This window comes from Actinacidiphila glaucinigra, assembly GCF_900188405.1.
GTDB classification, from domain to species: Bacteria; Actinomycetota; Actinomycetes; order Streptomycetales; family Streptomycetaceae; genus Actinacidiphila; species Actinacidiphila glaucinigra.
This window is the reverse complement of record NZ_FZOF01000001.1, coordinates 498,783-524,859: the sequence shown is the minus strand read 5'-3', so window position 1 is coordinate 524,859 and position 26,077 is coordinate 498,783. Positions and strand designations below refer to the sequence as shown.

At 73.4% G+C, this 26,077-nt stretch carries 29 protein-coding genes and 1 riboswitch; of the genes, 14 read left to right on the top strand and 15 right to left on the bottom strand.

Annotated elements, in window-relative coordinates; all coding sequences use genetic code 11:
- Window positions 1-10 precede the first annotated feature (10 nt).
- On the bottom strand, window positions 11-1,216 hold the full coding sequence (locus CHF15_RS02430) for an NAD(P)/FAD-dependent oxidoreductase (RefSeq protein WP_089221890.1): 1,206 nt from the start codon (window positions 1,214-1,216) through the stop codon (window positions 11-13).
- Between the two features lie 82 nt (window positions 1,217-1,298).
- Window positions 1,299-1,412, top strand: a riboswitch (TPP riboswitch).
- On the opposite strand from CHF15_RS02430, the gene thiO reads away from it, so the two are divergent.
- From thiO to CHF15_RS02400, 6 genes are all read left to right on the top strand, one after another.
- On the top strand, window positions 1,409-2,557 hold the full coding sequence (gene thiO, locus CHF15_RS02425; protein WP_089221889.1) for a glycine oxidase ThiO: 1,149 nt from the start codon (window positions 1,409-1,411) through the stop codon (window positions 2,555-2,557). It overlaps the preceding riboswitch by 4 nt.
- Entirely contained in the window at window positions 2,554-2,772 is a 219-nt protein-coding gene (gene thiS / locus CHF15_RS02420) for a sulfur carrier protein ThiS (protein ID WP_089221888.1), read from the top strand. The genes thiO and thiS overlap by 4 nt, the downstream gene beginning before the upstream one ends.
- Window positions 2,773-2,777: 5 nt before the next feature.
- Window positions 2,778-3,581 (top strand): thiazole synthase, encoded by an 804-nt coding sequence (locus CHF15_RS02415; protein ID WP_089221887.1) that lies wholly within the window; start codon window positions 2,778-2,780, stop codon window positions 3,579-3,581.
- A gap of 175 nt (window positions 3,582-3,756) precedes the next feature.
- Entirely contained in the window at window positions 3,757-5,658 is a 1,902-nt protein-coding gene (gene pknB / locus CHF15_RS02410) for a Stk1 family PASTA domain-containing Ser/Thr kinase (protein ID WP_089221886.1), read from the top strand.
- Window positions 5,646-6,548, top strand: a complete 903-nt coding sequence (locus CHF15_RS02405; RefSeq protein WP_089221885.1) for a deoxyribonuclease IV — start codon at window positions 5,646-5,648, stop codon at window positions 6,546-6,548. Before pknB ends, CHF15_RS02405 begins: the two co-directional genes overlap by 13 nt.
- Before the next feature lie 92 nt (window positions 6,549-6,640).
- Complete coding sequence (locus tag CHF15_RS02400; RefSeq protein ID WP_089221884.1) at window positions 6,641-7,177, top strand: DUF4396 domain-containing protein; 537 nt, start codon at window positions 6,641-6,643, stop codon at window positions 7,175-7,177.
- A 22-nt stretch (window positions 7,178-7,199) separates the two neighbouring features.
- Here CHF15_RS02400 and CHF15_RS02395 read toward each other — a convergent pair whose 3' ends face one another.
- Window positions 7,200-7,814, bottom strand: a complete 615-nt coding sequence (locus CHF15_RS02395) for a sulfite oxidase-like oxidoreductase (protein WP_089221883.1) — start codon at window positions 7,812-7,814, stop codon at window positions 7,200-7,202.
- A gap of 161 nt (window positions 7,815-7,975) precedes the next feature.
- Between CHF15_RS02395 and bfr the strand changes: the two genes are divergently transcribed.
- Window positions 7,976-8,455, top strand: a complete 480-nt coding sequence (gene bfr / locus CHF15_RS02390) for a bacterioferritin (protein WP_089221882.1) — start codon at window positions 7,976-7,978, stop codon at window positions 8,453-8,455.
- A gap of 24 nt (window positions 8,456-8,479) precedes the next feature.
- Here the strand turns inward: bfr and CHF15_RS02385 are convergent, their stop codons facing one another.
- Both CHF15_RS02385 and CHF15_RS02380 read right to left on the bottom strand, forming a co-directional pair.
- A complete protein-coding gene (locus CHF15_RS02385; RefSeq protein ID WP_089221881.1) occupies window positions 8,480-8,785 on the bottom strand; it encodes a (2Fe-2S)-binding protein in 306 nt (101 codons plus the stop codon).
- Window positions 8,786-8,929: 144 nt separating this feature from the next.
- Window positions 8,930-10,279 (bottom strand): class II 3-deoxy-7-phosphoheptulonate synthase, encoded by a 1,350-nt coding sequence (locus CHF15_RS02380; RefSeq protein WP_089222178.1) that lies wholly within the window; start codon window positions 10,277-10,279, stop codon window positions 8,930-8,932.
- A 281-nt stretch (window positions 10,280-10,560) separates the two neighbouring features.
- Here CHF15_RS02380 and CHF15_RS02375 point away from each other — a divergent pair, with 281 nt between their 5' ends.
- On the top strand, window positions 10,561-11,079 hold the full coding sequence (locus CHF15_RS02375; RefSeq protein ID WP_089221880.1) for a hypothetical protein: 519 nt from the start codon (window positions 10,561-10,563) through the stop codon (window positions 11,077-11,079).
- Here CHF15_RS02375 and CHF15_RS02370 read toward each other — a convergent pair.
- Window positions 11,030-11,554, bottom strand: a complete 525-nt coding sequence (locus CHF15_RS02370; RefSeq protein WP_245938626.1) for an anthrone oxygenase family protein — start codon at window positions 11,552-11,554, stop codon at window positions 11,030-11,032. The two genes, CHF15_RS02375 and CHF15_RS02370, sit on opposite strands and share 50 nt — an antisense overlap.
- 252 nt (window positions 11,555-11,806) lie before the next feature.
- On the opposite strand from CHF15_RS02370, the gene erm reads away from it, so the two are divergent.
- The gene (gene erm, locus CHF15_RS02365; protein ID WP_089221878.1) at window positions 11,807-12,559 is read left to right on the top strand and encodes a 23S ribosomal RNA methyltransferase Erm; all 753 of its coding nucleotides are present in this window, start codon (window positions 11,807-11,809) and stop codon (window positions 12,557-12,559) included.
- Between the two features lie 34 nt (window positions 12,560-12,593).
- Window positions 12,594-12,986 carry a hypothetical protein gene (locus CHF15_RS02360; RefSeq protein WP_143681511.1) on the top strand — a complete coding sequence of 131 codons (393 nt, stop codon included), beginning with the start codon at window positions 12,594-12,596 and terminating at the stop codon, window positions 12,984-12,986.
- On the opposite strand, the gene CHF15_RS02355 is transcribed toward CHF15_RS02360, so the two are convergent.
- A complete protein-coding gene (locus CHF15_RS02355) occupies window positions 12,964-13,548 on the bottom strand; it encodes a Uma2 family endonuclease (RefSeq protein WP_089221876.1) in 585 nt (194 codons plus the stop codon). The genes CHF15_RS02360 and CHF15_RS02355 overlap by 23 nt on opposite strands.
- Before the next feature lie 284 nt (window positions 13,549-13,832).
- Between CHF15_RS02355 and CHF15_RS02350 the strand changes: the two genes are divergently transcribed.
- Window positions 13,833-15,776 (top strand): anthranilate synthase family protein, encoded by a 1,944-nt coding sequence (locus CHF15_RS02350; RefSeq protein WP_089221875.1) that lies wholly within the window; start codon window positions 13,833-13,835, stop codon window positions 15,774-15,776.
- A 6-nt stretch (window positions 15,777-15,782) separates the two neighbouring features.
- The gene (locus CHF15_RS02345) at window positions 15,783-16,268 is read left to right on the top strand and encodes a hypothetical protein (protein ID WP_089221874.1); all 486 of its coding nucleotides are present in this window, start codon (window positions 15,783-15,785) and stop codon (window positions 16,266-16,268) included.
- Between the two features lie 15 nt (window positions 16,269-16,283).
- Here CHF15_RS02345 and CHF15_RS02340 read toward each other — a convergent pair whose 3' ends face one another.
- From CHF15_RS02340 to CHF15_RS02320, 5 genes are all read right to left on the bottom strand, one after another.
- Window positions 16,284-16,946 carry a uridine kinase family protein gene (locus CHF15_RS02340; RefSeq protein ID WP_089221873.1) on the bottom strand — a complete coding sequence of 221 codons (663 nt, stop codon included), beginning with the start codon at window positions 16,944-16,946 and terminating at the stop codon, window positions 16,284-16,286.
- A gap of 132 nt (window positions 16,947-17,078) precedes the next feature.
- Window positions 17,079-18,107 carry a 6-phosphofructokinase gene (locus tag CHF15_RS02335; protein WP_089221872.1) on the bottom strand — a complete coding sequence of 343 codons (1,029 nt, stop codon included), beginning with the start codon at window positions 18,105-18,107 and terminating at the stop codon, window positions 17,079-17,081.
- A 181-nt stretch (window positions 18,108-18,288) separates the two neighbouring features.
- Window positions 18,289-18,969 (bottom strand): response regulator, encoded by a 681-nt coding sequence (locus CHF15_RS02330; protein WP_375816985.1) that lies wholly within the window; start codon window positions 18,967-18,969, stop codon window positions 18,289-18,291.
- Window positions 18,966-20,120, bottom strand: a complete 1,155-nt coding sequence (macS, locus tag CHF15_RS02325; protein WP_089222177.1) for a MacS family sensor histidine kinase — start codon at window positions 20,118-20,120, stop codon at window positions 18,966-18,968. The genes CHF15_RS02330 and macS overlap by 4 nt, the downstream gene beginning before the upstream one ends.
- A 112-nt stretch (window positions 20,121-20,232) precedes the next feature.
- Complete coding sequence (locus CHF15_RS02320) at window positions 20,233-20,946, bottom strand: lysophospholipid acyltransferase family protein (RefSeq protein ID WP_179279623.1); 714 nt, start codon at window positions 20,944-20,946, stop codon at window positions 20,233-20,235.
- Between the two features lie 127 nt (window positions 20,947-21,073).
- Between CHF15_RS02320 and CHF15_RS02315 the strand changes: the two genes are divergently transcribed.
- Together CHF15_RS02315 and CHF15_RS02310 are read left to right on the top strand one after the other, a co-directional pair.
- On the top strand, window positions 21,074-21,859 hold the full coding sequence (locus CHF15_RS02315) for an alpha/beta hydrolase (protein WP_089221869.1): 786 nt from the start codon (window positions 21,074-21,076) through the stop codon (window positions 21,857-21,859).
- Window positions 21,852-22,406: a hypothetical protein gene (locus CHF15_RS02310; protein ID WP_245938625.1), complete on the top strand. Its 555-nt coding sequence runs from the start codon at window positions 21,852-21,854 to the stop codon at window positions 22,404-22,406. Before CHF15_RS02315 ends, CHF15_RS02310 begins: the two co-directional genes overlap by 8 nt.
- A gap of 12 nt (window positions 22,407-22,418) precedes the next feature.
- Here the strand turns inward: CHF15_RS02310 and CHF15_RS02305 are convergent, their stop codons facing one another.
- The 4 genes from CHF15_RS02305 to CHF15_RS02290 all read right to left on the bottom strand — a co-directional run bounded on the left by CHF15_RS02305 (window position 22,419) and on the right by CHF15_RS02290 (window position 26,077).
- On the bottom strand, window positions 22,419-23,183 hold the full coding sequence (locus tag CHF15_RS02305) for an endonuclease/exonuclease/phosphatase family protein (protein ID WP_089221868.1): 765 nt from the start codon (window positions 23,181-23,183) through the stop codon (window positions 22,419-22,421).
- Window positions 23,184-23,331: 148 nt separating this feature from the next.
- Window positions 23,332-24,273, bottom strand: coding sequence for an ROK family glucokinase (locus tag CHF15_RS02300; protein ID WP_089221867.1), 942 nt, complete (start codon window positions 24,271-24,273; stop codon window positions 23,332-23,334).
- 105 nt (window positions 24,274-24,378) lie between these two features.
- The gene (locus CHF15_RS02295) at window positions 24,379-24,780 is read right to left on the bottom strand and encodes a DUF5304 family protein (RefSeq protein ID WP_018557060.1); all 402 of its coding nucleotides are present in this window, start codon (window positions 24,778-24,780) and stop codon (window positions 24,379-24,381) included.
- Window positions 24,781-24,847: 67 nt separating this feature from the next.
- Window positions 24,848-26,077 (bottom strand): ArsA family ATPase, encoded by a 1,230-nt coding sequence (locus tag CHF15_RS02290; protein ID WP_089221866.1) that lies wholly within the window; start codon window positions 26,075-26,077, stop codon window positions 24,848-24,850.

The window sequence follows — 26,077 nt, the reverse complement described above, 5'->3', positions numbered from 1 at the left end:
GGCCCGCGGGTCAGACGAGCGCGGCCCGCAGCTGGACCGCCGGGTCGGCCGCCAGTGCCTCGTCGAGGTGGGCGCCGCGCGCGATGAGCTTGCGGGCCTGCGCCAGGTCGCGGGGCCGTCCCACGGCGAACAGGGCCACCAGTTGGCCGTCGCGCAGCCACAGCACCGACCAGGCGGTGCCGTCGGGGTCGCCGCGCAGCAGCATGTGGTCGGAGTCGACGTGGTATCCGGCGTACTGCACGAAACGCCCGAACTGCTCGGACCAGAAGTAGGGGACGGGGTCGTAGGGCTCGTCCCCGCCCAGGATGTTCGCGGCGGCCGTGCGCGGCCCCTGCACCGCGTTGTCCCAGTGGTGGATCAGCAGCCGTTCTCCGTACCGCGCCGACGGGAAGGAGGCGCAGTCCCCGACGGCGTACACCTCCGGCACCGAGGTGCGCAGCCGGTCGTCGGCGAGGACCGAGCGGTCCGGCCCCAGCTCCACGCCGGAACCGGCCAGCCACCCGGTGGCCGGCCGGGCGCCGATCCCGACGACGACCGCCTCGGCGGCGAGCACGCTGCCGTCGGCCAGCCGCACCGCGCCCGGCTCGACGGAGGCGACGACCGCGCCGGTGCGCAGCTCGACGCCCTCCTCCGCGTACCAGCCGCGCATCCGTTCGGCGATGTGCGCGGGCAGCACACCGGCGAGCGGGCGGTCGGCGGCCTCGACGACGGTCACCTCGCACCCCGCGTGACGTGCCGCGGTCGCGAACTCGGCGCCGATCCAGCCCGCGCCGACCACCACGACCCGGTGCCGGCCCTCCAGCACCGGGCGCAGCGCGGTGGCGTCGTCCAGGGTGCGCAGCACGTGCACGCCCGGCGTTCCCTCGCTGCCGGGGAGCATGACGGGCTCGGCGCCGCTGGCCAGCACGAGCTTGTCGTACGCGACCGGGCCGCCGTCGGTGAGGACCTCCCGCTCGCCGGTGCGCAGGGCGCTCGCGTGCCGCCCGAGCAGCAGCTCGACGCCGATGCCGGCGAAGTCGACGTCCAGCGCCGGGCCCTCCTCGGCGCCGAAGAGCACGCCCTTGGACAGCGGCGGCCGGTCGTAGGGGGCGTGCCGCTCCGCGCCGATCAGCGTGATCGTCCCGCCCCACCCCTGCTCGCGCAGGGACACGGCGGTCTGCACCCCGGCCATCCCGGCCCCTACGACGACGACGCGCTGTTCGCTGCTGCTGGTCACGCGATCACCGTAACGCCGCGGGGGCGCCGTCCGCCGGTACCGGTGCCCTACTCGCCGCGGATGGTGCGTACTAAGGTGGGTCGGGAGCACTCGCGGGAGCCCGGCGCACCGGGCTGAGAGGGCGGCTGGAGCGGCCGCCGACCGTACGAACCTGATCCGGGTCATGCCGGCGAAGGGAGGAGCGGGAACATCATGCACCGTCATGACGCCGTCGTGATCGGCGGCGGGATCATCGGACTGGTCACCGCGTGGCGGGCCGGTCAGCGCGGCCTGCGCACGGCGGTCGCGGACCCCGAACCGGGCGGCGGGGCAGCCCAGGTGGCCGCGGGGATGCTGGCCCCGGTCACCGAGGTGCAGTACGGCGAGCAGGCGCTGCTGGAGCTCAACCTGGCGGCGGCGCGGCGCTACCCGTCCTTCGTGGCCGAGCTGGAGGAGACCACGGGCCTCGACCTCGGATACCGCACGTGCGGCACCCTCGCCGTCGCCCTCGACGCCGACGACCGTGCGCAGCTGCGCGAACTCCACGCCTTCCAGCAGTCCTTGGGTCTGGCCTCGGAGTGGCTCGGCGGCCGCGAGTGCCGCCGCCTGGAGCCGATGCTCGCCCCCGGCGTGCACGGCGGCCTGCGGGTCGACGGCGACCACCAGATCGACCCGCGGCGGCTGGCGGCGGCGCTGGTGCGCGCCTGCGAGCTGTCGGGGGTGGAGTTCCGGCGCTCGCGGGTGGCGCGGGTGGAGGTCGCGGGCGACCGCGCGCACGGGGTCGTCCTGGAGGACGGCACCCGGATCGCCGCCGGGCAGGTGGTGCTGGCCGCCGGGAGCCTCAGCGCCCGGATCGAGGGGCTGCCCGCACGGGCGCTGCCGCCCGTACGGCCGGTGAAGGGGCAGGTGCTGCGGCTGCGGGTGCCGCCGGCGTATGCGCCGTTCCTGTCGCGGACGGTGCGGGCCGTGGTGCGCGGCGGGCACGTCTACCTGGTGCCGCGCGAGAACGGCGAACTGGTCGTCGGCGCCACCAGCGAGGAGATGGGCTGGGACACCACCGTCACCGCCGGCGGGGTGTACGAACTGCTCCGCGACGCCCACGAGTTGCTCCCCGGCATCACCGAACTCCCGCTGACCGCGACGCAGGCGGGGCTGCGTCCCGGCACCCCCGACAACGCGCCGCTGCTCGGCCGCGGCGCACTGGACGGCCTGGTGCTCGCCACCGGCCACCACCGCAACGGCGTGCTGCTGACCCCGCTGACCGGCGACGTGATGGCCGAGGTCCTCACCGGGTCGGCGGTCCCCGCGCAGGCCGAGCCCTTCTCCCCCGACCGTTTCGCCCTCCAGGAGCAGCAGGCATGACCGCGCCCGTCCTTGTGTCCGTCTCCGTCAACGGCGAGGCGCGGGAGGTGGCCGAGGGCGTGACCCTCGACCGCCTCGTCGCGTCCCTGGCCACCGCTCCGTCCGGGGTGGCGGCCGCGCTCAACGAGACCGTCGTCCCCCGCGCGCAGTGGCCGGCGACGCCGCTGCGCGACGGCGACCGCGTCGAGGTCCTCACCGCAGTCCAGGGAGGCTGACCCCCATGGCCGACGACCCGCTGACCATCGGCGGCACCACCTTCGACTCCCGGCTGATCATGGGCACGGGCGGCGCGCCCAGCCTGGAGATCATGGAGCAGGCACTGCTCGCCTCCGGCACCGAGCTGACCACGGTCGCCATGCGGCGGCTGGACCCGACGGTCAAGGGCTCCGTGCTGTCGGTGCTCGCCCGGCACGGCATCCGCGTGCTGCCGAACACCGCCGGCTGCTACACCGCGGGCGAGGCCGTGCTCACCGCCCGCCTGGCGCGGGAGGCGCTGGGCACGGACTGGGTGAAGCTGGAGGTGATCGCCGACGAGCGCACCCTGCTGCCCGACCCGGTGGAGCTGCTGGACGCGGCGGAGATCCTCGTGGACGACGGCTTCACGGTGCTGCCCTACACGAACGACGACCCGGTGCTCGCCCGGAAGCTGGAGGACGTGGGCTGCGCGGCGATCATGCCGCTGGGCTCGCCCATCGGATCGGGGCTCGGCATCCGCAACCCCCACAACTTCGAGCTGATCGTCGAGCGGGCGACGGTGCCGGTGGTCCTGGACGCGGGGGCGGGGACGGCCTCGGACGCGGCACTGGCGATGGAGCTGGGGTGTGCGGCCGTCATGCTGGCCTCCGCCGTCACCCGTGCGAGGGAACCGGTGCTCATGGCGGAGGCGATGCGGCACGCCGTCGAGGCCGGGCGCCTGGCGTACCGGGCGGGACGCATCCCCCGCCGCCACCACGCGACCGCGTCCTCCCCCGTTGTGGGCCTCGCCACGTTCGACCCGGAGCGTCCCGCCTTCGGCGCCCCCTGACCGGCGGCCCGGCGCGGGCCGCGACCTGCGCGGAACCCGCCCGGGCCGGGGCCGTGCCCGAGCGGGACGCCGCCGCCGCGCCGGGTCACGGGGCGGTTGCGGTACCGCACGGGTGGGGTACAACCTGGGCGCGTTAGCCCAGAAGGGTCATGTCGGCACCGTAAACTGCACCTTCGTGGACAGGACGACGCTTCGTGACCCGCTCGTCGGGCAGACGCTCGACGGCCGCTACCGGGTGGAGTCCCGGATCGCGGTCGGCGGCATGGCGACGGTCTACCGGGCGCTGGACACCCGCCTGGACCGGCTGCTCGCCCTGAAGGTCATGCACCCCGCCCTCTCCGCCGAGCCCGGCTTCGTGGAGCGCTTCATCCGCGAGGCGAAGACCGTCGCCCGCCTCGACCACCCCAATGTGGTGCAGGTCTACGACCAGGGCACCGACGGCACCTACGTCTACCTGGCCATGGAGTACATCGCCGGCTGCACCCTCCGCGACGTGCTGCGCGACCGCGGCGCGCTGCCGGCCCGCGCCGCGCTGGACATCCTGGAGCCCGTGCTGGCCGCGCTCGGCGCGGCGCACCGGGCGGGGCTGGTGCACCGCGACATGAAGCCCGAGAACGTCCTCATCGGGGACGACGGCCGCGTCAAGGTGGCGGACTTCGGCCTGGTCAGGATCGCGGGCACGCACACGGACACCTCGACCAGCGGGGTGCTGGGCACGGTCTCGTACATGGCACCCGAGCAGGTCGAGAACCTCACGACCGACGAGCGCACCGACGTGTACGCCTGCGGGGTGCTGCTCTACGAGATGCTCACCGGCCGCAAGCCGCACCGCGGCAGGACTCCGGTGCAGGTGATCCACCAGCTGGTGAACGAGGACGTGCCCGCCCCGTCCGCCGCCTCCCCCGGGCTGCCCCCGCAGCTGGACGCGCTGGTGGCCGAGGCGACCGCCCGCGTCGCCGCGCGGCGTCCGGCCGACGCCGCGGAGCTGCTGCGGCGGCTGCACTCGGTACGCCAGGGCATGACGCCCGAGCAGCTGGACCTGGTGCCGCCGGGCGCGCGCATTCCCGCCCCGGCCCCCTCCGCACCTGCCGGTTCCGAGGAACCGACGACGGTGGTGCACCGCACCGCGCGCCTGGAGCTGTCGCCCGAGCCGACCCGGCAGCAGCCCCGGGTGGCGTCCCGGCCGGGGTCGCGGTCCCGGCGGCGTCCCGGGGTGATCGCGGTCGTGACGACCCTGCTGCTGATCCTCGGGGTCGGCGCGGGCATCTGGTACATCAATGACGGCCAGTTCACCAGGACCCCCGCCGTCGTCGGGCTGCCGCAGGCGCAGGCGGAGCGCCAGCTGCGCGACGCAGGACTCCGGGTCGAGGTCGTCGAGGCGTTCGACCCCACCATGACCAGGGGAAAGGTGGCCTCCACCGACCCGGGCACCGGCGAGCGCATCCGGGACAACGGCACGGTGACGATCACCGTGTCCAAGGGCCCGGAGCGGGTGACGGTCCCCGGCGTCGTGGGCGATGAGCTGGCCGAGGCCAGGCGGCGGCTGAAGGCCGCGGGCCTGAGCCCGGGAACCGTGTCCCGGGAGTTCAGCGACGAGGTGCCGCAGGGCCGGGTGATCTCCACCGACCCCGGCTCGGGCGCCAGCCGGCGGCCGGACTCGGCCGTGTCGCTGGTGGTGAGCAAGGGCGTGCCGGTCGACGCCCCCGACCTGCTCGGGCAGCCGCTGGCGGACGCCCGCCGGCAATTGGAGGAAGCCGGCCTCCGGGTGAAGGTGGACCCGCGGCGGGTCTTCTCCGACCAGGCGGACGAGGGCGCGGTCGCCGGGCAGACACCCGGCGCGAACACGCGGCTGGCGGCCGGGGACACGGTCACGCTGACGGTCTCCAAGGGCCAGGAGATGATCGGGGTCCCGGACGTGGAAGGCTTGGACGTCGACGAGGCGAAGGCGAAACTGGAGGACGCGGGCTTCGACGTCCGCGTGATCCAGTTCTTCTTCACCGGCCAGGTCAACAACCAGTCGCCGGCCGGCGGCACCGAGGCACCGAAGGGCAGCACGATCACACTGTGGGTGCGATAGCCACGTCCAAGGGCGGCGCCGCCGCGCTCCGCAACCCCGTCGGCGGCCATGTCGCGGTGGCCGGCGGCCTGGCCGCCACAGGCCTGGCGGAGGCCGCGCGGATGGGTGCCGAGACCGTGCAGGTCTTCGTCGCCAACCCCCGCGGCTGGGCGACCCCGCCCGGCAGTCCGCGGCAGGACGAGGAGTTCCGCGAGCACTGTGCCGCGCAGGGCGTCCCCGCGTACGTCCACGCGCCGTACCTGATCAACTTCGGCTCGCACACCGCGGCGACCGTCGACCACTCGGTCGACTCGCTGCGCCACTCGCTGCGCCGGGGGCGGGCGATCGGCGCGCTGGGCACGGTCGTGCACACCGGGTCGGCGACCGGCGGCCGTTCCCGGGCCACGGCGCTGGCGCAGGTCCGGGAGCGGATGCTGCCGCTGCTGGAGGAGCTGACACACGAGGACGACCCGTGGCTGCTGCTGGAGCCGACCGCGGGTCAGGGGTTCTCGCTCTGCTCGCTCGTGGAGGACCTGGGCCCGTACTTCGACACCCTCGACCACCACCCGCGGCTGGGCGTCTGCCTGGACACCTGCCATGTGTTCGCGGCCGGGCACGACCTCGCGGCGGTCGGCGGGGTCAAGGCCACGCTGGACGAACTGGTGGCGACGGTCGGCGAGGGCCGCCTGAAGCTGATCCACGCCAACGACTCCAAGGATGTCGTCGGCGCCCACAAGGACCGCCACGAGAACATCGGCGCAGGTCACATCGGTGCCGCCGCCTTCGGGGAGCTGTTCCGGCACCCCGCCACGGAAGGCGTGCCGCTGATCGTGGAGACGCCGAACGGCGGCCCCAAGGGCACCGGGATGGCCACGGACGTCGCCGTCCTGAAGTCGCTGCGCCCGGCCTGACCGGACGGGGCAGGGAATACCCCCGGGGGGTATACCGTTGAGACCCGGGACAGCACACGGCGACACCCGCACCCATCCCTGGGGGACACAGGATGCAGCACGTCGAGCACTCCCACCACGAGCACCACGGCACCGCGCGTCATGACACCGCGCACACCGGCGCCGGGCACCACGGCGGCGGACACACCGCCGGCCCGGCCTCCTGGGGCACCGCCGTCCAGGCCACGCTGCACTGCCTCACCGGATGTGCGATCGGTGAGGTCCTCGGCATGCTGATCGGTACGGCCCTCGGCTGGCACAACGTCCCGACGATGGCCCTGGCGATCGTGCTGGCCTTCGTCTTCGGCTACTCGCTCACCATGCGCGGCGTCTTGCGCGCGGGCCTCGACCTGCGCAGCGCCGTTCGGGTGGCGCTCGCCGCCGACACCGTCTCGATCGTCTTCATGGAGATCGCGGACAACGGGACGATCCTGCTGTTCCCGGGCGCGATGGACGCGACGCTGTCGGACGCGCTGTTCTGGCTGAGCCTCGCACTGGCCTTCGTGGTCGCCTTCCTGGTGACCACGCCCGTCAACAAGTGGATGATCGGCCGCGGCAAGGGCCACGCGGTCGTGCACGGGTACCACTGATCCCGCGGCAGGGGCCCGGCGGCTACAACTCCGGCCCGTCGCCGGGCTCCTCCTGGTACGAGTAGCGCTGCTCGTTCCAGGGGTCGCCGATGTTGTGGTAGCCGCGCTCCTCCCAGAAGCCGCGGCGGTCGGAGGTCATGTACTCCACGCCGCGGACCCACTTGGGACCCTTCCAGGCGTAGAGGTGGGGCACGATCAGCCGGACCGGGAAGCCGTGTTCCGCGGTCAGCGGCTCTCCGCCGCGGTGGGTCGCGAATATCGACCGGGGGTCGGCGAAGTCCGCCAGCCGCAGGTTGGAGCTGAAGCCGTACTCGGCCCACACCATGACGTGCGTGACGTCGGGCGCGGGCGGTGCCAGCCGCAGGATCTCGGCGGTGGAGACGCCGCCCCACTCGACCCCGAGCATGCTGAACCTGGTCACGCAGTGGAAGTCGCCCATGACCGTCGCGTACGGCAGCGCGGCGAACTCCTCGTGGCCCCAGGCGCGCTTGCCGCCGTCCGCCGTGGCGCCGAAGACCTGGAACTCCCACCGTTCGGGCTTGAACCTGGGCACCGGACCGTAGTGGGTGACCGGCCAGCCCCGCTGGAGCCGCTGCCCGGGAGGAAGCTCCCCTTCGCGGCGTTCGGACTGACCCATGCGTCCATGGTGACAGACCGGATGCAGTGCTACCGACCAGCACCTGGGCAAAGTATGACAACCCGGGTCAGCGGAGTAAGTGTGAACTTACTGGATCGCTTCCACCGGCGGTGCGAAGATGCGCCCATCGTGTGGATTCCTCCCGAAAGGACGGGCTTGCCATGCAGGGCGACCCCGAGGTCATCGAGTTCCTGAACGAGCAGCTGACGGGCGAGCTGACGGCGATCAACCAGTACTTCCTGCACGCCAAGATGCAGGAGAACCTCGGCTGGACGAAGCTCGCCAAGTACACGCGGCACGAGTCCTTCGACGAGATGAAGCACGCCGAGGTGCTGACCGACCGCATCCTCTTCCTCGACGGACTGCCGAACTACCAGCGGCTCTTCCACGTCCGCGTGGGGCAGACCGTCACCGAGATGTTCCAGGCCGACCGGCAGGTCGAGGTCGAGGCGATCGACCGCCTCCGGCGCGGCATCGAGGTCATGCGGGCGAAGGGCGACATCACGTCGGCCAACATCTTCGAGGACATCCTCGCCGACGAGGAGCACCACATCGACTACCTCGACACCCAGCTCGAACTCATCGAGAAGCTCGGGGAGCCGCTGTACATCGCGCAGCTCATCGAGCAGCCCGACAGCTGAGCGGCTCGGCGGCTCGGTAGTAGCTCAGGCGGCGCTGGCGGCCGCGGGCAGCGGAGCCGTCACCGGCACCGGCAGCGCGGGCGGGACCGGCAGGGAGGCCGGCGCGGGGGCGGCGGGCGCCGCGGGCGTGCCGGGCTTCGCCGTGTCGAGCTTCGTACGGGTGGCACAGCCCTCGCCGCGGCCGAGAAGCGCCTGTATCCGGCGTACGCAGGAACCGCAGTCCGTACCCGCCTTGCAGGCGGAGGCGATCTGGCGAGGGGTGCAGCGGCCGGCGTCCGCATGCTGCTTGACTTGCTCTTCGGTGATGCCGAAGCACGAGCAGACGTACACGCGGTTCTCCCCTCTCTCGATCCCGGCCTGAGGTTAACCTAACCTTACCCGCCGGGCGAGTGGCTGAAAACCGACGAGGGGCGCGGATCGATGTGATCCGCGCCCCTCTCAGGGTCCGCGATGTCCGTGACGGGACGGCCGCCGCTACTGGCCGCGGTACATCTCCGCCACCAGGAACGCCAGGTCGAGGGACTGACTGCGGTTGAGCCGGGGGTCGCAGGCCGTCTCGTAGCGCTGGTGCAGGTCGTCGACGAAGATCTCGTCGCCGCCGCCCACGCATTCGGTCACGTCGTCGCCGGTGAGCTCCACGTGGATGCCGCCGGGGTGGGTGCCGAGGCCGTGGTGCACCTCGAAGAAGCCCTTGACCTCGTCGAGCACGTCGTCGAAGCGGCGCGTCTTGTGGCCCGAGGCCGCCTCGAAGGTGTTGCCGTGCATCGGGTCGCAGACCCAGGCGACCTGCGCGCCCGAGGCGGTGACCTTCTCCACCAGGTTCGGCAGCAGCTCGCGCACCTTGCCGGCGCCCATGCGCGTGATGAAGGTCAGCCGGCCGGGCTCGCGGTCCGGGTCCAGCCGGTCGATCAGCGCCAGCGCCTCCTCGGGCGTGGTCGTCGGGCCGAGCTTCACCCCGAGCGGGTTGCGGATCTTCGAGGCGAACTCGATGTGCGCGTGGTCGAGCTGACGGGTGCGCTCACCGATCCAGACCATGTGGCCGGACACGTCGTACAGCCGGCCGGTGCGCGAGTCCACGCGGGTCAGCGCCGACTCGTAGTCGAGCAGCAGCGCCTCGTGGGAGGCGTAGAACTCGACGGTCTTGAACTCCTCCGGGTCCGCGCCGCAGGCGTGCATGAAGTTCAGCGCGCCGTCGATCTCCCGGGCCAGGGCCTCGTAGCGCTGCCCGGACGGCGAGGACCGTACGAAGTCCTGGTTCCAGGCGTGCACCTGCCGCAGGTCGGCGTAACCGCCGGTGGTGAAGGCACGCACCAGGTTCAGCGTCGCGGCCGACGCGTTGTACAGGCGCTTCAGCCGCTCCGGGTCCGGCACCCGGGCCGCCTCGGTGAACTCGAAGCCGTTGACGGAGTCACCGCGGTAGGTGGGGAGGGTCACCCCGTCCCGGGTCTCCGTCGGCTTCGAACGCGGCTTGCTGTACTGGCCGGCGATCCGGCCCACCTTCACGACCGGCACGGACGCGGCGTAGGTGAGGACGGCGCCCATCTGCAGCAGCGTCTTCAGCTTGTTGCGGATCTGGTCGGCGGCGATCTGGTCGAAGGCCTCGGCGCAGTCACCGCCCTGCAGCAGGAACGCCTCACCACGGGCCACGGCCCCCAGGCGGTCGCGCAGCTGGTCGCACTCGCCTGCGAAGACGAGCGGCGGATACGACTCGAGGTCCGCGATCACTTCGCGCAGAGCCTCGGGGTCGGGGTACTCAGGCTGCTGCGCCGCGGGCAGTGAGCGCCAGGTCTGGCGCCCGGCGTGGGTTTCAGCGTTCACGGTCACGAAGCCCACATTACGGGGTCGTGTCCGTTCCTTTGCGCACCGGACCAGAGGATGAGACGACCGGGTGACCCCCGCGGAGCCCCCTCCGGCCCGCCCCGGGCGGGCCTCCGGGGCCCGGACGGCGTGCGCTCGCAGGGCCCTTGCGCCGGCGCCGCCCGGCGCGCGGCGACGGCGCGTCCGGCCTTTGTGCCTGCCGCGGGGTCCACCCAGTGAGACGCCCCCGCCGAGGGCATACGCTCGGCCCCGCACACCGCTGCCGCCATGGGAAGGGGGCCGCCGCCATGCCGGCGCCGTCCGAGCAGTTCACGTACGTCGGACCGGACGACATCCGCGCCGCCGTGGTGCGGCCCGGCACGACGGGCCGGGCGGTGCGGTCACCGGTGGGCCTACGGGAGTGGCTGGACGGGGCGGGCCCCGCCGACCGCGAGGAGCCGTTCACCTATGTCGTCGACCTGACCGGCACCCTCCTTCTGGCACCGCGCCGCAGCGAGCACGTGGCGTGCGCCGGAGGCGGACCCGTGCTGGCCGCCGGGGAGATCACGTTCGCCCCGCGCGAGGACGGCGGATGGGAGGTGACCGAGGTCAGCAACCAGTCGACCGGCTACTGCCCCGACCCCGAGACGTCCTGGCCGGCCCTGGCGGAGGCCCTCGACCGCGCGGGCCTCGCCCGCCCCCGGTGGTTCACCCAGGCGGTCGTCTTCCGGCACTGCCCGCGGTGCGGCGAGCGCAGCCTCGTCAAGGACGGCGACTTCACATGTGCCCTGTGCGAATCGCCGCTTCCGCCGCGGCCCGTCCGCTGAGGACGAGCGCCCGCCCCAGGCAGCCCAGCGCACCCGTGCACAGAAGGGTGCGCACCAGGTTCCAGCGGACCCAGGCCGCCTCGAACCGCTCGCGCACGGCGGCGACATCGGCGAGGGCGCCCGGGTCGCCCGCCGCGTCCAGCCGGTCGTTCAGCGGGATGCTGACGCCGAAGGTGACGGCGAGCACCGCCAGGTAGAGCACGGTCGCGGCGATCACCCACGGGAGCGGTCCGCGGCCCCCGTCACGCAGGCAGAGCGCCACGGCGGCGGCGCACAGCAGCAGCGAACCGCCGAAGACCAGGAGGAACCAGCCGTTCTGGATGGCGACGTTGATGCGCTGCATCGCGTCGACGAGCGTGCGGTCGGCCGCCTTGGCGAGACCCGGCATGACGGCGGTGGAGAAGGCGAAGAACAGCCCGGCCATGAGACCGACGGCGACGGTGGCCGCGACGAGGACGGCGTCTCGGGAAGTCATGCGACCAGTGAAGCCGCGCACCGTGAGACGGAACATGGCCCGAACGCTCCATCCCATACGCGAGCGTCCACGGACCGGCACGGAAAACCACGTGCGGAACCGAACGGGACCGGGATACCGTGCCGCACATGGGTTGCACCTACTGCATCAGGCTGCGCCGGGCATAGCCGCGGCGCTCTTCGCCGCGGCATCGGGTCCATCGTCGGAACCTCTTATGTCGCGGAGTGCACACCCATGCCTCACCACCGGTCCATGGTGGGTGGCCGACACGAGCTCGGCCAGAACTTCCTCACCGATCGCACGGTCATCGCCTCCATCGAGGCCCTCGTCGCCGCCACCAGCGGGCCCATCGTCGAGATCGGCCCGGGCGACGGCGCGCTGACCCTCCCTCTCAGCCGCACCGGCCGCCCCCTCACGGCCGTGGAGATCGACCCCCGGCGCGCACAGCGCCTCCAGCGGCGGCTCCCGCGCGGCGCGCACGTCGTCAACACCGACGTCCTGCGCTACCGCTTCCCGCGCGAGCCGCACGTGATCGTCGGCAACCTGCCCTTCCACCTGACGACCACCATCATGCGGCGCGTCCTGGCCGCCGACCGGTGGGAGTCCGCGGTGCTGCTCGTCCAGTGGGAGGTCGCCCGCCGCCGGGCGGGCGTCGGCGGCGCCACCCTCCTCACCGCCTCCTGGTGGCCCTGGTACGACTTCGCCCTCCACTCCCGCGTCCCGGCGCGCGCCTTCCGCCCGGCGCCCTCCGTCGACGGCGGCCTGCTCACCATGACCCGGCGCCCGGAGCCCCTCGTCCCCGGCGACCGCCACGCGTATCAGGCGTTCGTCCAGCGGGTGTTCACCGGCCCGGGCCGCGGCCTGCGCGAAGTCCTCACCCGCACCGGTCACTTCGACCGTGCGGCACTGCGCGACTGGCTCCGCGCCGAGCGAGTGCCGCCGTACGCCCTGCCCAAGGACCTCACGGCGGCGCAGTGGGCGTCCCTGTGGCGGCTGGTGCGGTGAGGTGAGCCGGCCGGGAAGCGGCCATGCTGTGCGCATGCTGCTTCCCGTCGCCGCCGCGCCGATCGAGTTCGTCGAGGCCGTACGCGTCACCGCCGATCTGTTCCCCCGGCCACGCACCGTGCCGGGGGACACGATCGACGTCTGGGTCGAGGACGAGGCGCGGCACGTCCTCGGCCTGCTCGGCGAGGTGCCGGAAGGCGAGCGGGCCCGGTGCTTCGTGCCGGGCTACGCGGTCCGCGCCCACAGCGCCCACGAGGTCCTCTTCGAGGTCGCCCTCTGCTTCCGCTGCAACGGCGCGCTGCTGCTCGGCCCGCTCGTGCCCGCGGAGTTGCGCGGCATACAGGCCTTCGACGCCGGCAGCGCACCCGGCCGGGAACTCCTGCGCCGCTTCCAGGAGGCGGCGGCTACAGCCGATCGATCCCGCTGAGATCGATGTCCACGGCGAACGGCACGGACACCTTGAGGCGGTCGTGGTGGATGCCGGTGGCGACGTAGGCGCCGGTGGCCGGCTCCCGTTCGAAGACGTAGACGACGGGGAGCCGGCCCTCGCCCTTCTCGACCCGCCAGAAGTGCGGGATCCCCGCCTCGGCGTACAGCTGCGGCTTGCGCTTGCGGTCCCGCTCCTCGGAGTCGGGCGATACGACCTCGACGACCAGCACGGCGTCGGGCGCCCGGTACCCGGTCTCGTCGGCCGCGTCGCTCGCGGCCTCCGCGCGCACCAGGACGAGGTCCGGCTCGGGCCGGTTGCGCGGGTTCAGCACGAGGCTCATTTCCCGGCGCACCCGCACTGTATCCGGGGCCGCCGCTCGCAGAGTCAGCACCAGCAGATCGACCACCAGCGAATGAAAGCTCTTCTGCGGGCTCACGAACACCAGACTCCCGTCGATCAACTCCGTGTGCGGCGGGAGGTCGGGAATGCGGTCCAGGTCGTCCGAGGTGAAGCCGCCGCGCGGCGGAATCGCCCAGGCCGGCAATGGTTCGGCGGTCATGGTTCCTCCCATGGACGGGATTCCGGACGCATCCCCGAGAGTACCGGGGCCGTACGTCCCCGCGGTGCCCCGAAAGCGTGAGACACGACCGTCGCGTCGTGGACGCATGCGTTAGGGTGCGGAACATGTACGCGCAGCAGACGCACCTGCAGTGGTGGTGGACCGCGGATCCGGCGGCCCACTAGCAGCGCGTACGCACAGTCAGACGCTCAGGCCGCCCGAAGGGCGGCCTTCGGTGTTTGCGCGGCCGTCCCTTCCCTCGCCGAAGACCGGAAGGAACCGCCGTGGAGAACCACGACCCCAGCACCGCGCCCTTTGCCGCCGCGCTCGTCGAACGGCTGCTGGACCCCGCGTGCCCACCGTTCGCGCTGCTCAGGCGCAGAGCGCCGGGATGCGCCGCGGACAGCGTCGAAGTGCTGCTCGGCCCGGTCGGGACGGCGGAGCGGCTGACCGACATCGCGCTGCCCACCGGCGCCCCCGAGGGGGCCCGGCCCGCGGTCGACGCGCTGGCGCTGGTGCCGTACCGGCAGATCAGGGAACGCGGCTTCGACGTGCGCGACGACGGGACGCCGCTGCTCGTGCTCCGCCCCCTGGAGACGTACGAGCTGCCGCTGCCCGAGCTCATGGCGGCCCTGCCCGCGCACGCGGTGCGCGTCGAGGGCGGGGCGTTCGACGTCGACGACGACACATACGCCGGGATCGTGGAGCGCGTCATCGAGGACGAGATCGGGCGCGGCGAGGGCGCGAACTTCGTCATCCGGCGCACCTTCCGCGGCGAGATCCCGGGGTTCGCGGCGGCGGACGCGCTCGCGCTGTTCCGCAGGCTGCTCGACGGCGAGCGCGGCGCCTACTGGACGTTCGTGGTGAGCACCCCCGAGCGGACCCTGGTCGGCGCGAGCCCCGAGGTGCACGTGCGGATGGCAGGCGGCACGGTCGTCATGAACCCCATCAGCGGCACCTACCGCTACCCCGCGCAGGGGCCGGACGCGGAGGGGCTGCTCGCCTTCCTGCGGGACGCGAAGGAGGTGGAGGAGCTGACGATGGTGGTCGACGAGGAACTCAAGATGATGTGCACCGTCGGCGACCTCGGCGGTGTCGTCGTCGGCCCGCGCCTGAAGGAGATGGCGCACCTGGCGCACACCGAGTACGAGCTGCGCGGCCGCAGCACCATGGACGTGCGGGACGTCCTGCGCGAGACGATGTTCGCCGCGACGGTCACCGGCTCGCCGGTGCAGAACGCCTGCCGGGTGATCGAGCGCCACGAGCCGGGCGGCCGCGGCTACTACGCGGGCGCCCTCGCGCTGATCGGGCGGGACGCGGGCGGCGCGCAGACCCTGGACTCCCCCATCCTGATCCGCACGGCCGACGTGGACGCCGCGGGCGGTCTGAAGGTCCCGGTGGGCGCGACGCTGGTCCGCAGGTCCGACCCGTACGCGGAGGTCGCCGAGACGCACGCCAAGGCGGCGGCCGTGCTGGCCGCGCTGGGCGTCCGGCCCGGACCGTCCCGGGGCCCGGCGGCGGACCGGCCGCGGCTCGGCGACGACATCCGGGTCCGGGCCGCGCTGGACGGACGCCGCAGGAACCTGGCGCCGTTCTGGCTGCGGATGCAGACCGCCGAGCAGCCCCGCACGCTGTCCGGGCACGCCCTCGTCGTGGACGGCGAGGACACCTTCACCGCGATGCTCGCGCACGTGCTGCGGTCGTCCGGGCTGGAGGTCACCGTGCGCCGCTTCGACGAGCCGGGGCTGCGCGGGGCCGCCCTCGCCCACCGGGGCCCGGTCGTCCTCGGCCCGGGCCCCGGCGACCCGTCCGACGCGGGCGACCCCAAGATGGCGCTCCTGCGGGGGCTCACCGCCGAACTCGTCCGCGGCCACCGGCACGGCCTGCTCGGGGTCTGCCTCGGCCACGAGCTGATCGCCGCCGAGCTCGGCCTCGACATCGTCCGCAAGGGCGTCCCCTTCCAGGGCGCGCAGACACCGATCGACCTGTTCGGGCGGGCCGAGACCGTGGGGTTCTACAACTCCTTCACCGCCCGCTGCGACGACGCGACGGCGGAGGAGCTGGCCATGCACCGCGTCGAGCTGAGCCGCGACCGGACCACCGGCGACGTCCACGCCATGCGCGGCCCGGGCTTCGCGGGCGTCCAGTTCCACCCCGAGTCCGTGCTCAGCCTGAACGGCACGGCGATCGTGGCGGAGCTCCTGGCGGGGGTGACGGTCGTGGGCTGACGCCCCTTGACCAGCACACGGGGCCGGCCCGGACAGGGCCGGCCCCGAACGCAGTGGCGCTGGCTCACCGGTGTCGCGCCCGCGCTGTGCCTGGCCTTCGCGCCCCTGCTGCTCTACGCCGTGGTCGCAGCCGCCGACGCCGCCGTCCGGTACGAGATGGCGCCGCACTCCATCGACTGCGCGGACACCGAGTCGTTCCTGGGCGGTCGGGTTCCCGTCGGGGCCACCGACATCGTCTGCACGGACCACAGCGCACCGCTGTCCCGGGAGCAGGACGTCCGCTTCCGCCTGCCTCGGGACCGCGTGGCGGCCGAACTGACCGGCGCCTTCCCACGGCTCCACGGCACCGACCCCTGCGAAGCCGACCTCTGCTTCACCGGCGGTCTGCGGGACGCGTGGCACGACCCGGCGCTGTCGGACCACATCAGCGCGACCGTGACGTACCGGCTCGACGGCACGGCGCTCGTCGAGATCGGCGCGTACAACGTGTGAAGGGGCCCCCGGCCGTCAGACCGCCGCCGCGGGAAGCTGGTGCGTCCGCGGGGTGACCGCGCGGGCACGGCGGGGGCGGGCGGCGGGGAGCGGATCGGGCAGGGGATCGGGGACGGCCGACAGGAGCGGGCCGATCAGGCCCAGCACCGCCGCCAGCATCTCCGGGCCCTCGTGGGTGCCGTCCACCACCAGGTCGGCCGCCGCCCGGGAGGGCGCGACGTGGGCGACGTGCCGGTCCCGGCCGCTCTGCAGATAGTTCAGCAGGGACAGCCGCGGGTCCTGCCGCTGGACCTCGATCTTGCGCAGGATCTTGCGGGCCAGCCGGACGTCGTCGGGGGCGTCCACGTACACCCGCCAGTCCGCGCGTTCCCGCACCGACGGCAGGGTCAGGGCGAAGAGTCCCTCGACCACCACCAGGCGGACGCCGGGCCGGGCCAGAGCCATGTCGATCGCGGCGCTGACGGCGGCCTCGTCGATGGAGCCGGGATGGTTCCAGTCGAGGATGGCGTGCCCGCCGGCGCTGACCGTCCACACGCCCCTGAGGGGATCGTGCGCGGGCACGTAGTAGTCGTCCAGATGGACCAGTGCGATGCTCTCGGGACACTGCAGCGACAGGGCCTCGGCAAGGGTGGACTTGCCGGATGCGGTGCCGCCTGCGACCGCCAGTACACCCGTCATTCCGGGCGCTCCTCATGTGCTCAAGGGGGATTGACGAAGCGGCCGGACAAGCCGGGTGCAGGGAATGTACGGCCGCGTGATCGCCCATGGCAAGCGGGGAAAGCGCAGACGGCGCCGAGGAAAACGCCGTGTCTAACCGAAGAAGACCCCGGCCTCCGTGTAGAGGCGCGGATCGACCGTCTTGAGCTGGGTCGTCGCGTCGCGGAGCGGGACACGGACGATCTCCGTGCCGCGCAGGGCGACCATCTTGCCCCAGTCCTGGTCGCGGACCGCGTCGATGGCGTGCAGGCCGAAGCGGGTGGCGAGCCACCGGTCGAAGGCACTGGGGGTGCCGCCGCGCTGGACGTGGCCGAGCACGGTGGTGCGGGCCTCCTTGCCGGTGCGCCGCTCGATCTCCTTGGCGAGCCATTCGCCGACGCCGGAGAGCCTCACGTGGCCGAAGGAGTCGAGGGTCTGGTCCTTGAGCACCATGTCGCCGTCCTTCGGCATGGCGCCCTCGGCGACCACGACGATGGGCGCGTAGCGGATCTTGAAGCGGCTCTCCACCCAGGCGCAGACCTGGTCGAGGTCGAAGCGCTGCTCGGGGATGAGGATGGCGTTGGCGCCGCCGGCAAGGCCGGAGTGCAGGGCGATCCAGCCCGCGTGGCGGCCCATCACCTCGACGACGAGGACGCGCATGTGCGACTCGGCGGTGGTGTGGAGGCGGTCGATCGCCTCGGTGGCGATGTTGACGGCGGTGTCGAAACCGAAGGTGTAGTCGGTGGCCGCCAGGTCGTTGTCGATGGTCTTGGGCACGCCGACGCAGGGGACGCCGTACTCGTCCGACAGGGCGGTGGCGACACCGAGGGTGTCCTCGCCGCCGATCGCGATGAGGGCGTCCACCTCGTACTTGGCGAGGTTGTCCTTGACGCGGCGCACGCCGTTCTCCGCCTTGAGCGGGTTCGTGCGGGACGAGCCGAGGATCGTGCCGCCGCGCGGGAGGATGCCGCGCACTGCGGGGATGTCCAGCGGCACGGTGTCGCCCTCGAGGGGGCCGTGCCACCCGTCCCTGAAACCGGTGAACTCGTATCCGTACTCCTGGACACCCTTGCGCACGATGGCACGGATGACCGCGTTGAGCCCGGGGCAGTCTCCGCCGCCGGTCAGCACGCCAACTCGCATGATCCATCCCTTCCCGTTCGCACCTTTTGCCTGCGCCCACGACGCTAGCGTGACCGGCGTCACAGGTGGGATGGGCCGTTCGATGAAATCCTTTGCGGCACGGGGATGTTGGGCCGCCGATTTCACCCTTCCGGGCGGCGTGCGGCGCGGGTGCGGGCGCGCCCCCGAGCCGGGGGCGGGGCTACTCCTCGTCCAGTCCTCGTTCGATGGCGTAGCGCACGAGTTCCACGCGGTTGTGGAGCTGGAGTTTGCCGAGGGTGTTCTGGACGTGGTTCTGGACGGTGCGGTGGGAGATGACCAGCCGCTCGGCGATCTGCTTGTAGCTGAGTCCCTTGGCGACGAGCCGCAGGACCTCGGTCTCGCGGTCGGTGAGGCGGGGCGCCTCGGGGGTGTCGGACGCCGCGGGGGCGGGGTCGGAGGCGAGGCGGCGGTACTCGCCGAGGACGAGGCCGGCGAGGCCGGGGGTGAACACGGGGTCGCCGACGGCGGTGCGGCGGACGGCGTCGAGGAGTTCCTCGCGGCCGGCCGACTTCAGCAGGTAGCCGGTGGCGCCGGACTTCACGGCCTCCAGGACGTCCGCGTGCTCACCGCTGGCGGAGAGCACCAGCACCCGCAGGGCCGGGTTGTCGGCGATGACGTCCTTGCAGACCTGGACACCGGACAGACCGGGCAGGTTGAGGTCGAGGACGAGCACCTCGGGCATGGCCGCCTTGGCCCGCCGGACCGCCTCCGGACCGTCACCGGCGGTGGCGACCACCACGTATCCGGCCTCGGTGAGGTCGCGGGCGACCGCGTCCCGCCACATCGGGTGGTCGTCGACCACCATCACCTTCACGGCCATGACCCCAATCTCCTCCCTCATTTGGCGAGCCTCAACTCGACTTCTGTCCCCTGCCCGGGCACCGACACCAGTTCCGCCGTGCCGCCGAGGTCCCGGAGCCGGCCGCGGATGGACTGGGCGACCCCGAGCCTGCCCTCGGCCTCGGCGGCGGCGAGGCGCCCCTCGGGGATGCCGGGGCCGTCGTCGCGGACGCTGACCAGGACGGCCTCGGGTTCGTCCTCGACCAGGATCCAGGCGTGCGCGTCCTCGCCGGCGTGCCGGCGGACGTTCTCCAGGGCGGCGCCCACGGCGGCGGCGAGTTCGCGGGCGGCGCGGCCGGGGACGACGACCGGGGTGCCGGGGGCGGAGACGGTGACGCGGGCGCTGCCGTACGGGGTGAGCAGCGCGCGCAGGTCTCGGGGCGCGTCCGCGTCCTGCCCGTCGTCGCCGTCGGTGCCGGCATCGGTGCCGGCGCGGGGGGACGGCAGGGCGGCGGCGCCGTCGGTGACCAGGGTGCGCAGGGCGGCCTCCTGCTCGCCCGCCATGCGGCCCAGGGCCTCGGCCTCACCGCCGATCTCGGCCCCGCGCCGCTGCACCATGGCGAGCACCTGCAGCACGTTGTCGTGGATGTCGCGGGCCAGCCGCTCCCGCTCACGGGTGGCGGCCTCGATCTGCAGGGCGCGGGCGAGGGTGCGCTCGCTGGCGCGGGCGACCTCGACGACGTACCCGATGGCGATGCTGGCGATGGCGACCAGCAGCACGTTGTGGAGGGTGTCGCGGGCCGGGGAGCCGCGTTCGACGATGTTGGCGCCGCCGACGAGGCAGGAGGCGGCGGCGGCCCAGCGCCAGCCGCCCTTGATGGCGAAGGCGAGCACGGAGCCCGCGGTCCAGATCGACGGCAGGGTGGGGCCGCCGTCGAGGATGCGCTGGTGCGACTCGACGAGCGGGGTGATGAGGATGCCGGTGAGGGCGACGCCGAGGTCGGCGATGAGGAAGGGGCGGGTGCAGCGCTGGGGCGAGCTCACCTTGCCGACGGTGGCCAGCGTCCACACGGCGAGCACCGCCATGTACGCGGCTCCCGCCAGGGGGTGTGCGTGCTCGTGGTAGGCGACGGCGTAGAGCCCGATGGCGTACGCGGCGGTCAGCACCCGGTAGCCGGTGAGGGCGCGCCACAGCGGCTGCTCGACCGACATGCGCGTGACGCGCGCCGACCGCGCCGCGGGCGGCCCGCCGGTTCTCCCCCCGGCCGCGCCGGTCCTCTCCCCGGCCATGGGCCGTCCCCCCGTTTCCCCCGGGCGTGTCCGGCTAGGACCCGCCGTGCTGCTGTTTCTTCGCCGCCTCGGCGATCTGCCGCTTGGCGGCGGTCGCGTAGATGTCCACGTACTCCTGGCCGGAGAGCTTCATGATCTCGTACATCACCTCGTCGGTGACCGAGCGCAGGATGAAGCGGTCGTGCTCCATGCCCGTGTAGCGGCTGAAGTCCAGCGGTTTGCCGATCCGGATGCCCGGGCGCATCAGCTTGGGCATGACCTGGCCGGGCGGCTGGATCTTCTCCGTGTCGATCATGGCGACCGGGATCACGGGCGCGCCGGTGGCGAGCGCGATGCGGGCCAGGCCGCCGGGCTTGCCGCGGTAGAGCCGGCCGTCGGGCGAGCGGGTGCCCTCGGGGTAGATGCCGAAGAGCTCGCCGGCCTCGATGACCTTTATCCCGCTGTTGATCGCCGCCTCACCGGCACCGCGGGCGCCGGATCGGTCCACGGGGAGCTGGCCGACGCCCTTGAAGAAGGCGGCGGTGAGCTTGCCCTTGATGCCGGGCGTGGTGAAGTACTCGGCCTTGGCGATGAACGTGACCTTGCGGTCGAGCACGGCGGGCAGGAAGAACGAGTCCGAGAAGGACAGGTGGTTGCTCGCCAGGATCGCCGGTCCCTGCTTGGGGATGTGCTCGAGGCCCTCCACCCACGGCCGGAACGCGGCTCGCAGGGGGTGGCCGATGGCGATCTTCATCACGCCGTACAACAACCGATGACCTCCTGTGTCTGACGGGAAGACCTTAACGCCAGATCCGCCGGTGCTCTCCCCCGGTGTCGGCCGTCCGCGTACTGTGAGGTATCGCTTTTCGCGCATTCCACCGAACAGGAGACGTACGGTGCCGCTGATGCCCGGAGCCGAGCCCTACCGCCAGGACGGCGGTGAGGTCGGCGTCCTGCTGTGCCACGGTTTCACCGGCACACCGCAGTCCATGCGGCCGTGGGCCGAGTACCTCGCCGAGCGGGGCCTGACCGTGTCCGTACCGCTGCTGCCGGGGCACGGCACGCGCTGGCAGGACATGCAGCTGACGGGCTGGGAGGACTGGTACGCGGAGGTGGACCGGGAATTCCGCGCGCTGTCCGAGCGCTGTGACCGCGTGTTTGTCTTCGGAATGTCGATGGGCGGGGCCCTGACCCTGCGGCTGGCCGCTCAGCACGGCGCCGCGGTCAGCGGCATCGCCCTGGTCAACCCCTCGGTCAAGGCCGACAGCCACCAGCTGAAGGCCGTCCCCCTGCTGCGCCACTTCGTCCCCTCGGTGCCGGGCATCGCCAGCGACATCGCCAAGGAGGGCTCGGAGGAGGTCGGCTACGACCGCACCCCGCTGCGGGCGGTGCACTCGCTGAGCCGTTTCTGGACGCTGGTACGGCACGATCTGCCGCAGGTGACGCAGCCGCTCCTGCTGCTGCACAGCCGGGTCGACCATGTGGTGCACCCGTCGAACTCGGCGGTCGTGCTGAGCCGGGTGTCGTCGACGGACGTCACGGAGACGGTGCTGGAGCGCAGTTACCACGTGGCGACGCTCGACCACGACGCGGAGACGGTCTTCGAGCAGTCGTACGCCTTCGTGGAGCGGCTCTCGGGTGCGGGAGAGCGAGCGGACAAGGAGGACGCGGCCAGTGGCTGAGCCCGAGGAGGAGGAGCGTCGGATGCCCGAGGGCGGCGAGCCGGAACGCGCGCCGCTGGACGAGGAGTCGGCGTGGGCCGAGCTCGTCGCGGCGTACGAGAAGGACCCCGAGCCGGGGACGGGTTCCTGGCCCGCGGCCGAGGACGTCCCGGCGGCGGAGCGGGACGGCGAACGCGAAGGGAACGAGACGGCGGCGGACCCGTCCGCGGTGCCCTCGGCGCCGGACGCGACGCGCATCATCCTTCACCCCGTGCTGTCCGGTCCCCGTGACTACGAACTGGACGAGGACGCGGACGAGGGCCACTACGAGCCGCCGGAGCCGCCGCCCCTCCCGGAGGCGGACGTGACGACGAAGTTCGCCTGGCTCGCCGCGGTGGGCGGGCCATTGCTGATCTTCGGGTTCGTCCTCTTCCAGGAACCGATGCCGTGGTGGGCGCTCACCGTCGGCATAGGCGGCTTCCTCGGCGGCTTCGCCACCCTGGTGACGCGCATGCGTCCGGGCGGCGACGAGGACGACGACCTGCCGGGCGGCGGCGCCGTCGTCTGACGGGCCCCGCCGTCAGGCGGAGGCGGGCACCTTGAGGGCGGCCAGGACCGGGAGGTGGTCCGTGGCCGCCCTCAGGTCGTGGGGGGTGATGCCGGGCAGGCCGTGCGGGACCCCGCAGCCGAGGACCTCGACGCCCGGGGTCGTGAAGATCGCGTCGATCCTCTGGTGCGGGTCGTGCGGGGTGGAGGTGTACTCACCGCCCCAGGGCCGGGCCACCCAGGCGTCCTGCAGCTCGTCGGCGAGCCGGCGGAACGTGCGGCCGTGGGGGCGGTCGTTGAGGTCGCCGCCGACGACCGCGTACGGCTCGCCCATCGCGGCGAGCCGGTCGAGCAGCATGCCGCCCTGGTCGTAGCGCTCGCGCGCCTGGAGCGAGAGGTGGCAGCTGACGACGGACAGGCGGGCGCCGCCGACGCGCACGACGGCGGTGGCGAAACCGCGCCGGTGCAGGCCGGGTGTGCGGGGCAGGAGGACGTCCTCGGCGCGTTCCACGTGCACCCGCAGGGAGGACAGCACGAGGGGACCGGTGGCGGTGGCCCCGCCGGTGACGGCGACCAGGCCCGAGGCGCGGGCGAGGCGGGCGACGGCCTTGCGCCAGCGGAAGAAGCGCGGCGCCTCCTGGATCAGCGCCAGGTCGGGGTCGCAGGCGCGGATCACCCGGGCGAGCGCGTCGGTGTCGTCGCGCATGGAGCGGATGTTGTAGCTCAGCACGCGGACGACGGCGGAGCCGTCCGGCTCCGTACGGGACGCCGGCAGCTCCGGCGATCGGCCCTCGCTCACGGGGTCACTGTAGCGGCGGCGCGTTCACGCGGGGCGGGCGTGGTCGTACGGGGCGGGCGTGCCCGGCCGGGAAAGACGGTGCCCCCGCCACTCCTGTGCGTGGAGTGACGGGGGCACCGGTGCCGTACGGGTGGCCGCCGGGCCGGGCCTAGCCCTGGCGGGCGAGGTCGGCCGCGCCGACGAGACCGGCCTTGCCGCCGAGCTGCGCGGCGAGGACCTGGGCGTGCGGCCGGTACTGACCGCCGACCAGCCAGCGGCGGAAGGACTTCCGGATGGGTTCGAGGACGAGTTCGCCCTCGTCGGAGACTCCGCCGCCGACGATGAACGCGGAGGGGTCGAAGAGCGAGGCCAGGTCGGCGAGGCCGGCTCCGGCCCAGCGGGCCAGCTCCCGGAAGGAGTCGACGGCGACCTTGTCCCCGTCGCGCGCGGCGCGGCTGATGTGCTGGCCCTGGATGCCCTCGGGCGTGCCGTCGCCGAGCGACAGCAGCAGGGCGGCGTTCTCCGGTTGGGCGACGGCCCGCTGCTTGGCGTAGCGCACCAGCGCCCGGCCGGAGGCGTACTGCTCCCAGCAGCCCTGGCTGCCGCAGCCGCACAGCAGACCGTCCGGCACCATGCGGATGTGGCCGAACTCCCCTGCCACGCCGAAGCGGCCGCGGCGCAGCTTGTTGCCGATGATGATGCCGCCGCCGAGCCCGGTGCCCAGGGTGATGCAGATGACGTCGTCGTGGCCCTGGCCCGCACCGAAGCGGTACTCGCCCCAGGCGGCGGCGTTGGCGTCGTTCTCGACGACGACGGGCAGTCCGACGCGCTGCTCGACCTTGTCCTTCAGCGGCTCGTGCCGCCAGCGGATGTTGGGCGCGAAGAGCACGGTGGCGCGCTTGTCGTCGACATAGCCGGCGGCACCGATGCCGACGGCCTCGACCGGGTGGCCGGCACTGACGTCGTGCACCGCTGTCGCGATGGCGTCGACGACGCCCTCGGAGGTCTGCGGGGTCGGCACCTTGACGATTTCGAGAATCGAGCCTTCCTCGTCGACCACGCCGGCCGCGATCTTCGTGCCGCCGATGTCGACGCCGATGGTGAGTCCCATGTATCCCTCAGTATTCGGTCGAGCCCCGCTGCGTCCAACCGTACCGGAGGGCGACCTGCGCCCTGTTCGGGCCCGATGCTCCGCACCGGGTCCGCGTCGCGCCGTTCAGTCCAGGTCGATGCGCTCGCTGGGCGGGGTGTCCCCGCCGGAGGTCCAGCGGCGTTCCTGCCCGCTCACCGCGGCGCGGTAGGCGGCCAGGAGTTCGGCGCCCGCGGCGGCGAGGTGGTCGAAGACCTCGGGGTTGCGCTCGACGATCGGCTCCACGGCCTGTTTGACCTGGGAGATCAGCCCCTGCGCCGCCATCTCGGCGGCGGGGGTGCGCAGCATCGACAGTCGGTCGGTGACGGCTTCCGCGAGACGTCGCAGCTCCTCGCCGGCGCTGCCCGGCGTCTGGCCGCTCTGCTGCCGCCTGCGGGCGTTCTCGGCGGCGATGTCCTCCGCGCTCGCCTTGGCCCAGGCGTCGGAATCGGCGTCGGGGCGGCCCGCGCGGTCCGTGGATTCGCTCATGGTGGCTCCGTAAGGCTCCGGCTTGGTACCAACGACGGTACCCGAACAGGGGCGGCGCTTTCAGCGCTCAGCGGGGCCAAAGACCGGGATCCGGGGCGAACCGGACCTGCAGCGCGCCGTCGCGCAGCGCCGCGCCGGCCACGGTGCAGCGGCGCAGCGCGGAGGGCAGCGGGAGGATGCGGCGGTATCCCTCGGCGTCGACGACGAGTTCGTCACCGCGGCGTACGAGGTCGACGGTGTCGCGTGTCGCGCCCGGCAGCGGCAGCCGCCAGAGGAAGTGGCCCTCGGCGGCGAGCCGGTCCTCGGTGGTCCACGGCGGCGCGGCGGGACCCTCGGGCGCGTCGGCGGGCGGCCGCGCGGCGAGCCGGGCGAGGTCCTCCGCGCCACGGGGTTCACGTCCGAGGTGGGGCAGTTCGTGGAGCGCGGTGGTGGTGCCGGCGAGTTCCGCGCGCAGGGCGCGCACTTCCTTGCGGCGCTGGCCCGCCAGTTCGGCCAGCCAGGGGTCGGGGGACCCGTCGGGCAGCAGCCGGTTGGCGACGACGGCTTCGAGGCGGTGGCCGTACAGGGCCAGTCCGGCGCGGGCCCGGCGCACCGCGTCGGCGGCGTGCGCGCCGGGGGCCACGACGAGCCGCACTGTCGTGGCGGCGTCCTCGATCACGGCCTGGGCGGCGGCCAGTTCCCGGTCGGCGCGGGCGGCGGCCTCGTAGGCCCAGGCGCCGGGCGCGGGCACGCCGGCGAGCTGGGCGAGGACGGGCCGCAGGGCGCGGGCGGCCTGCCGTTCCCGGGGGACCAGCCGGGCGATGTAGCGGCGCAGTTGCGCGGGCAGCGCGAGCGCGGCGAGGGCGTCGTGGACCGGCGGGAGGTCGACGACGACGAGGTCCCAGTCGGCGGCGGTGTCCCGCAGGGCGCGCAGCAGCGCGAAGGCGTCCGCGCCGGGGAGTTCGGTCAGTTCCTCGGGGTCCAGCGGGGCCGCGCCGAGCAGGTCGAGAAGGGAGCCCAGGCGCTGCTGGACGGCCGCGGCGTCGGCCCGGAAGGCGGCGGCCGCGTCGATGCGCGCGGCCCACAGGCCCGGTACGGACGGGACGGGGGCGCAGGGCGGCGCGGCCCCCTCGTCCGCCCGCGGACCGTCACCGCCGGCCGGGACGGGCACCGGGCCCAGCACCCTGTCGAGGGAGGCGTCGCGGTCGGCGGAGAGCAGCAGCACGCGCCGTCCGGGCGTGGCCGCGGCCACGGCCGTGGCGGCGGCGACCGTCGTGCGCCCGGCGCCGCCCGTCCCGGTGACCAGCAGCGTCCGCAC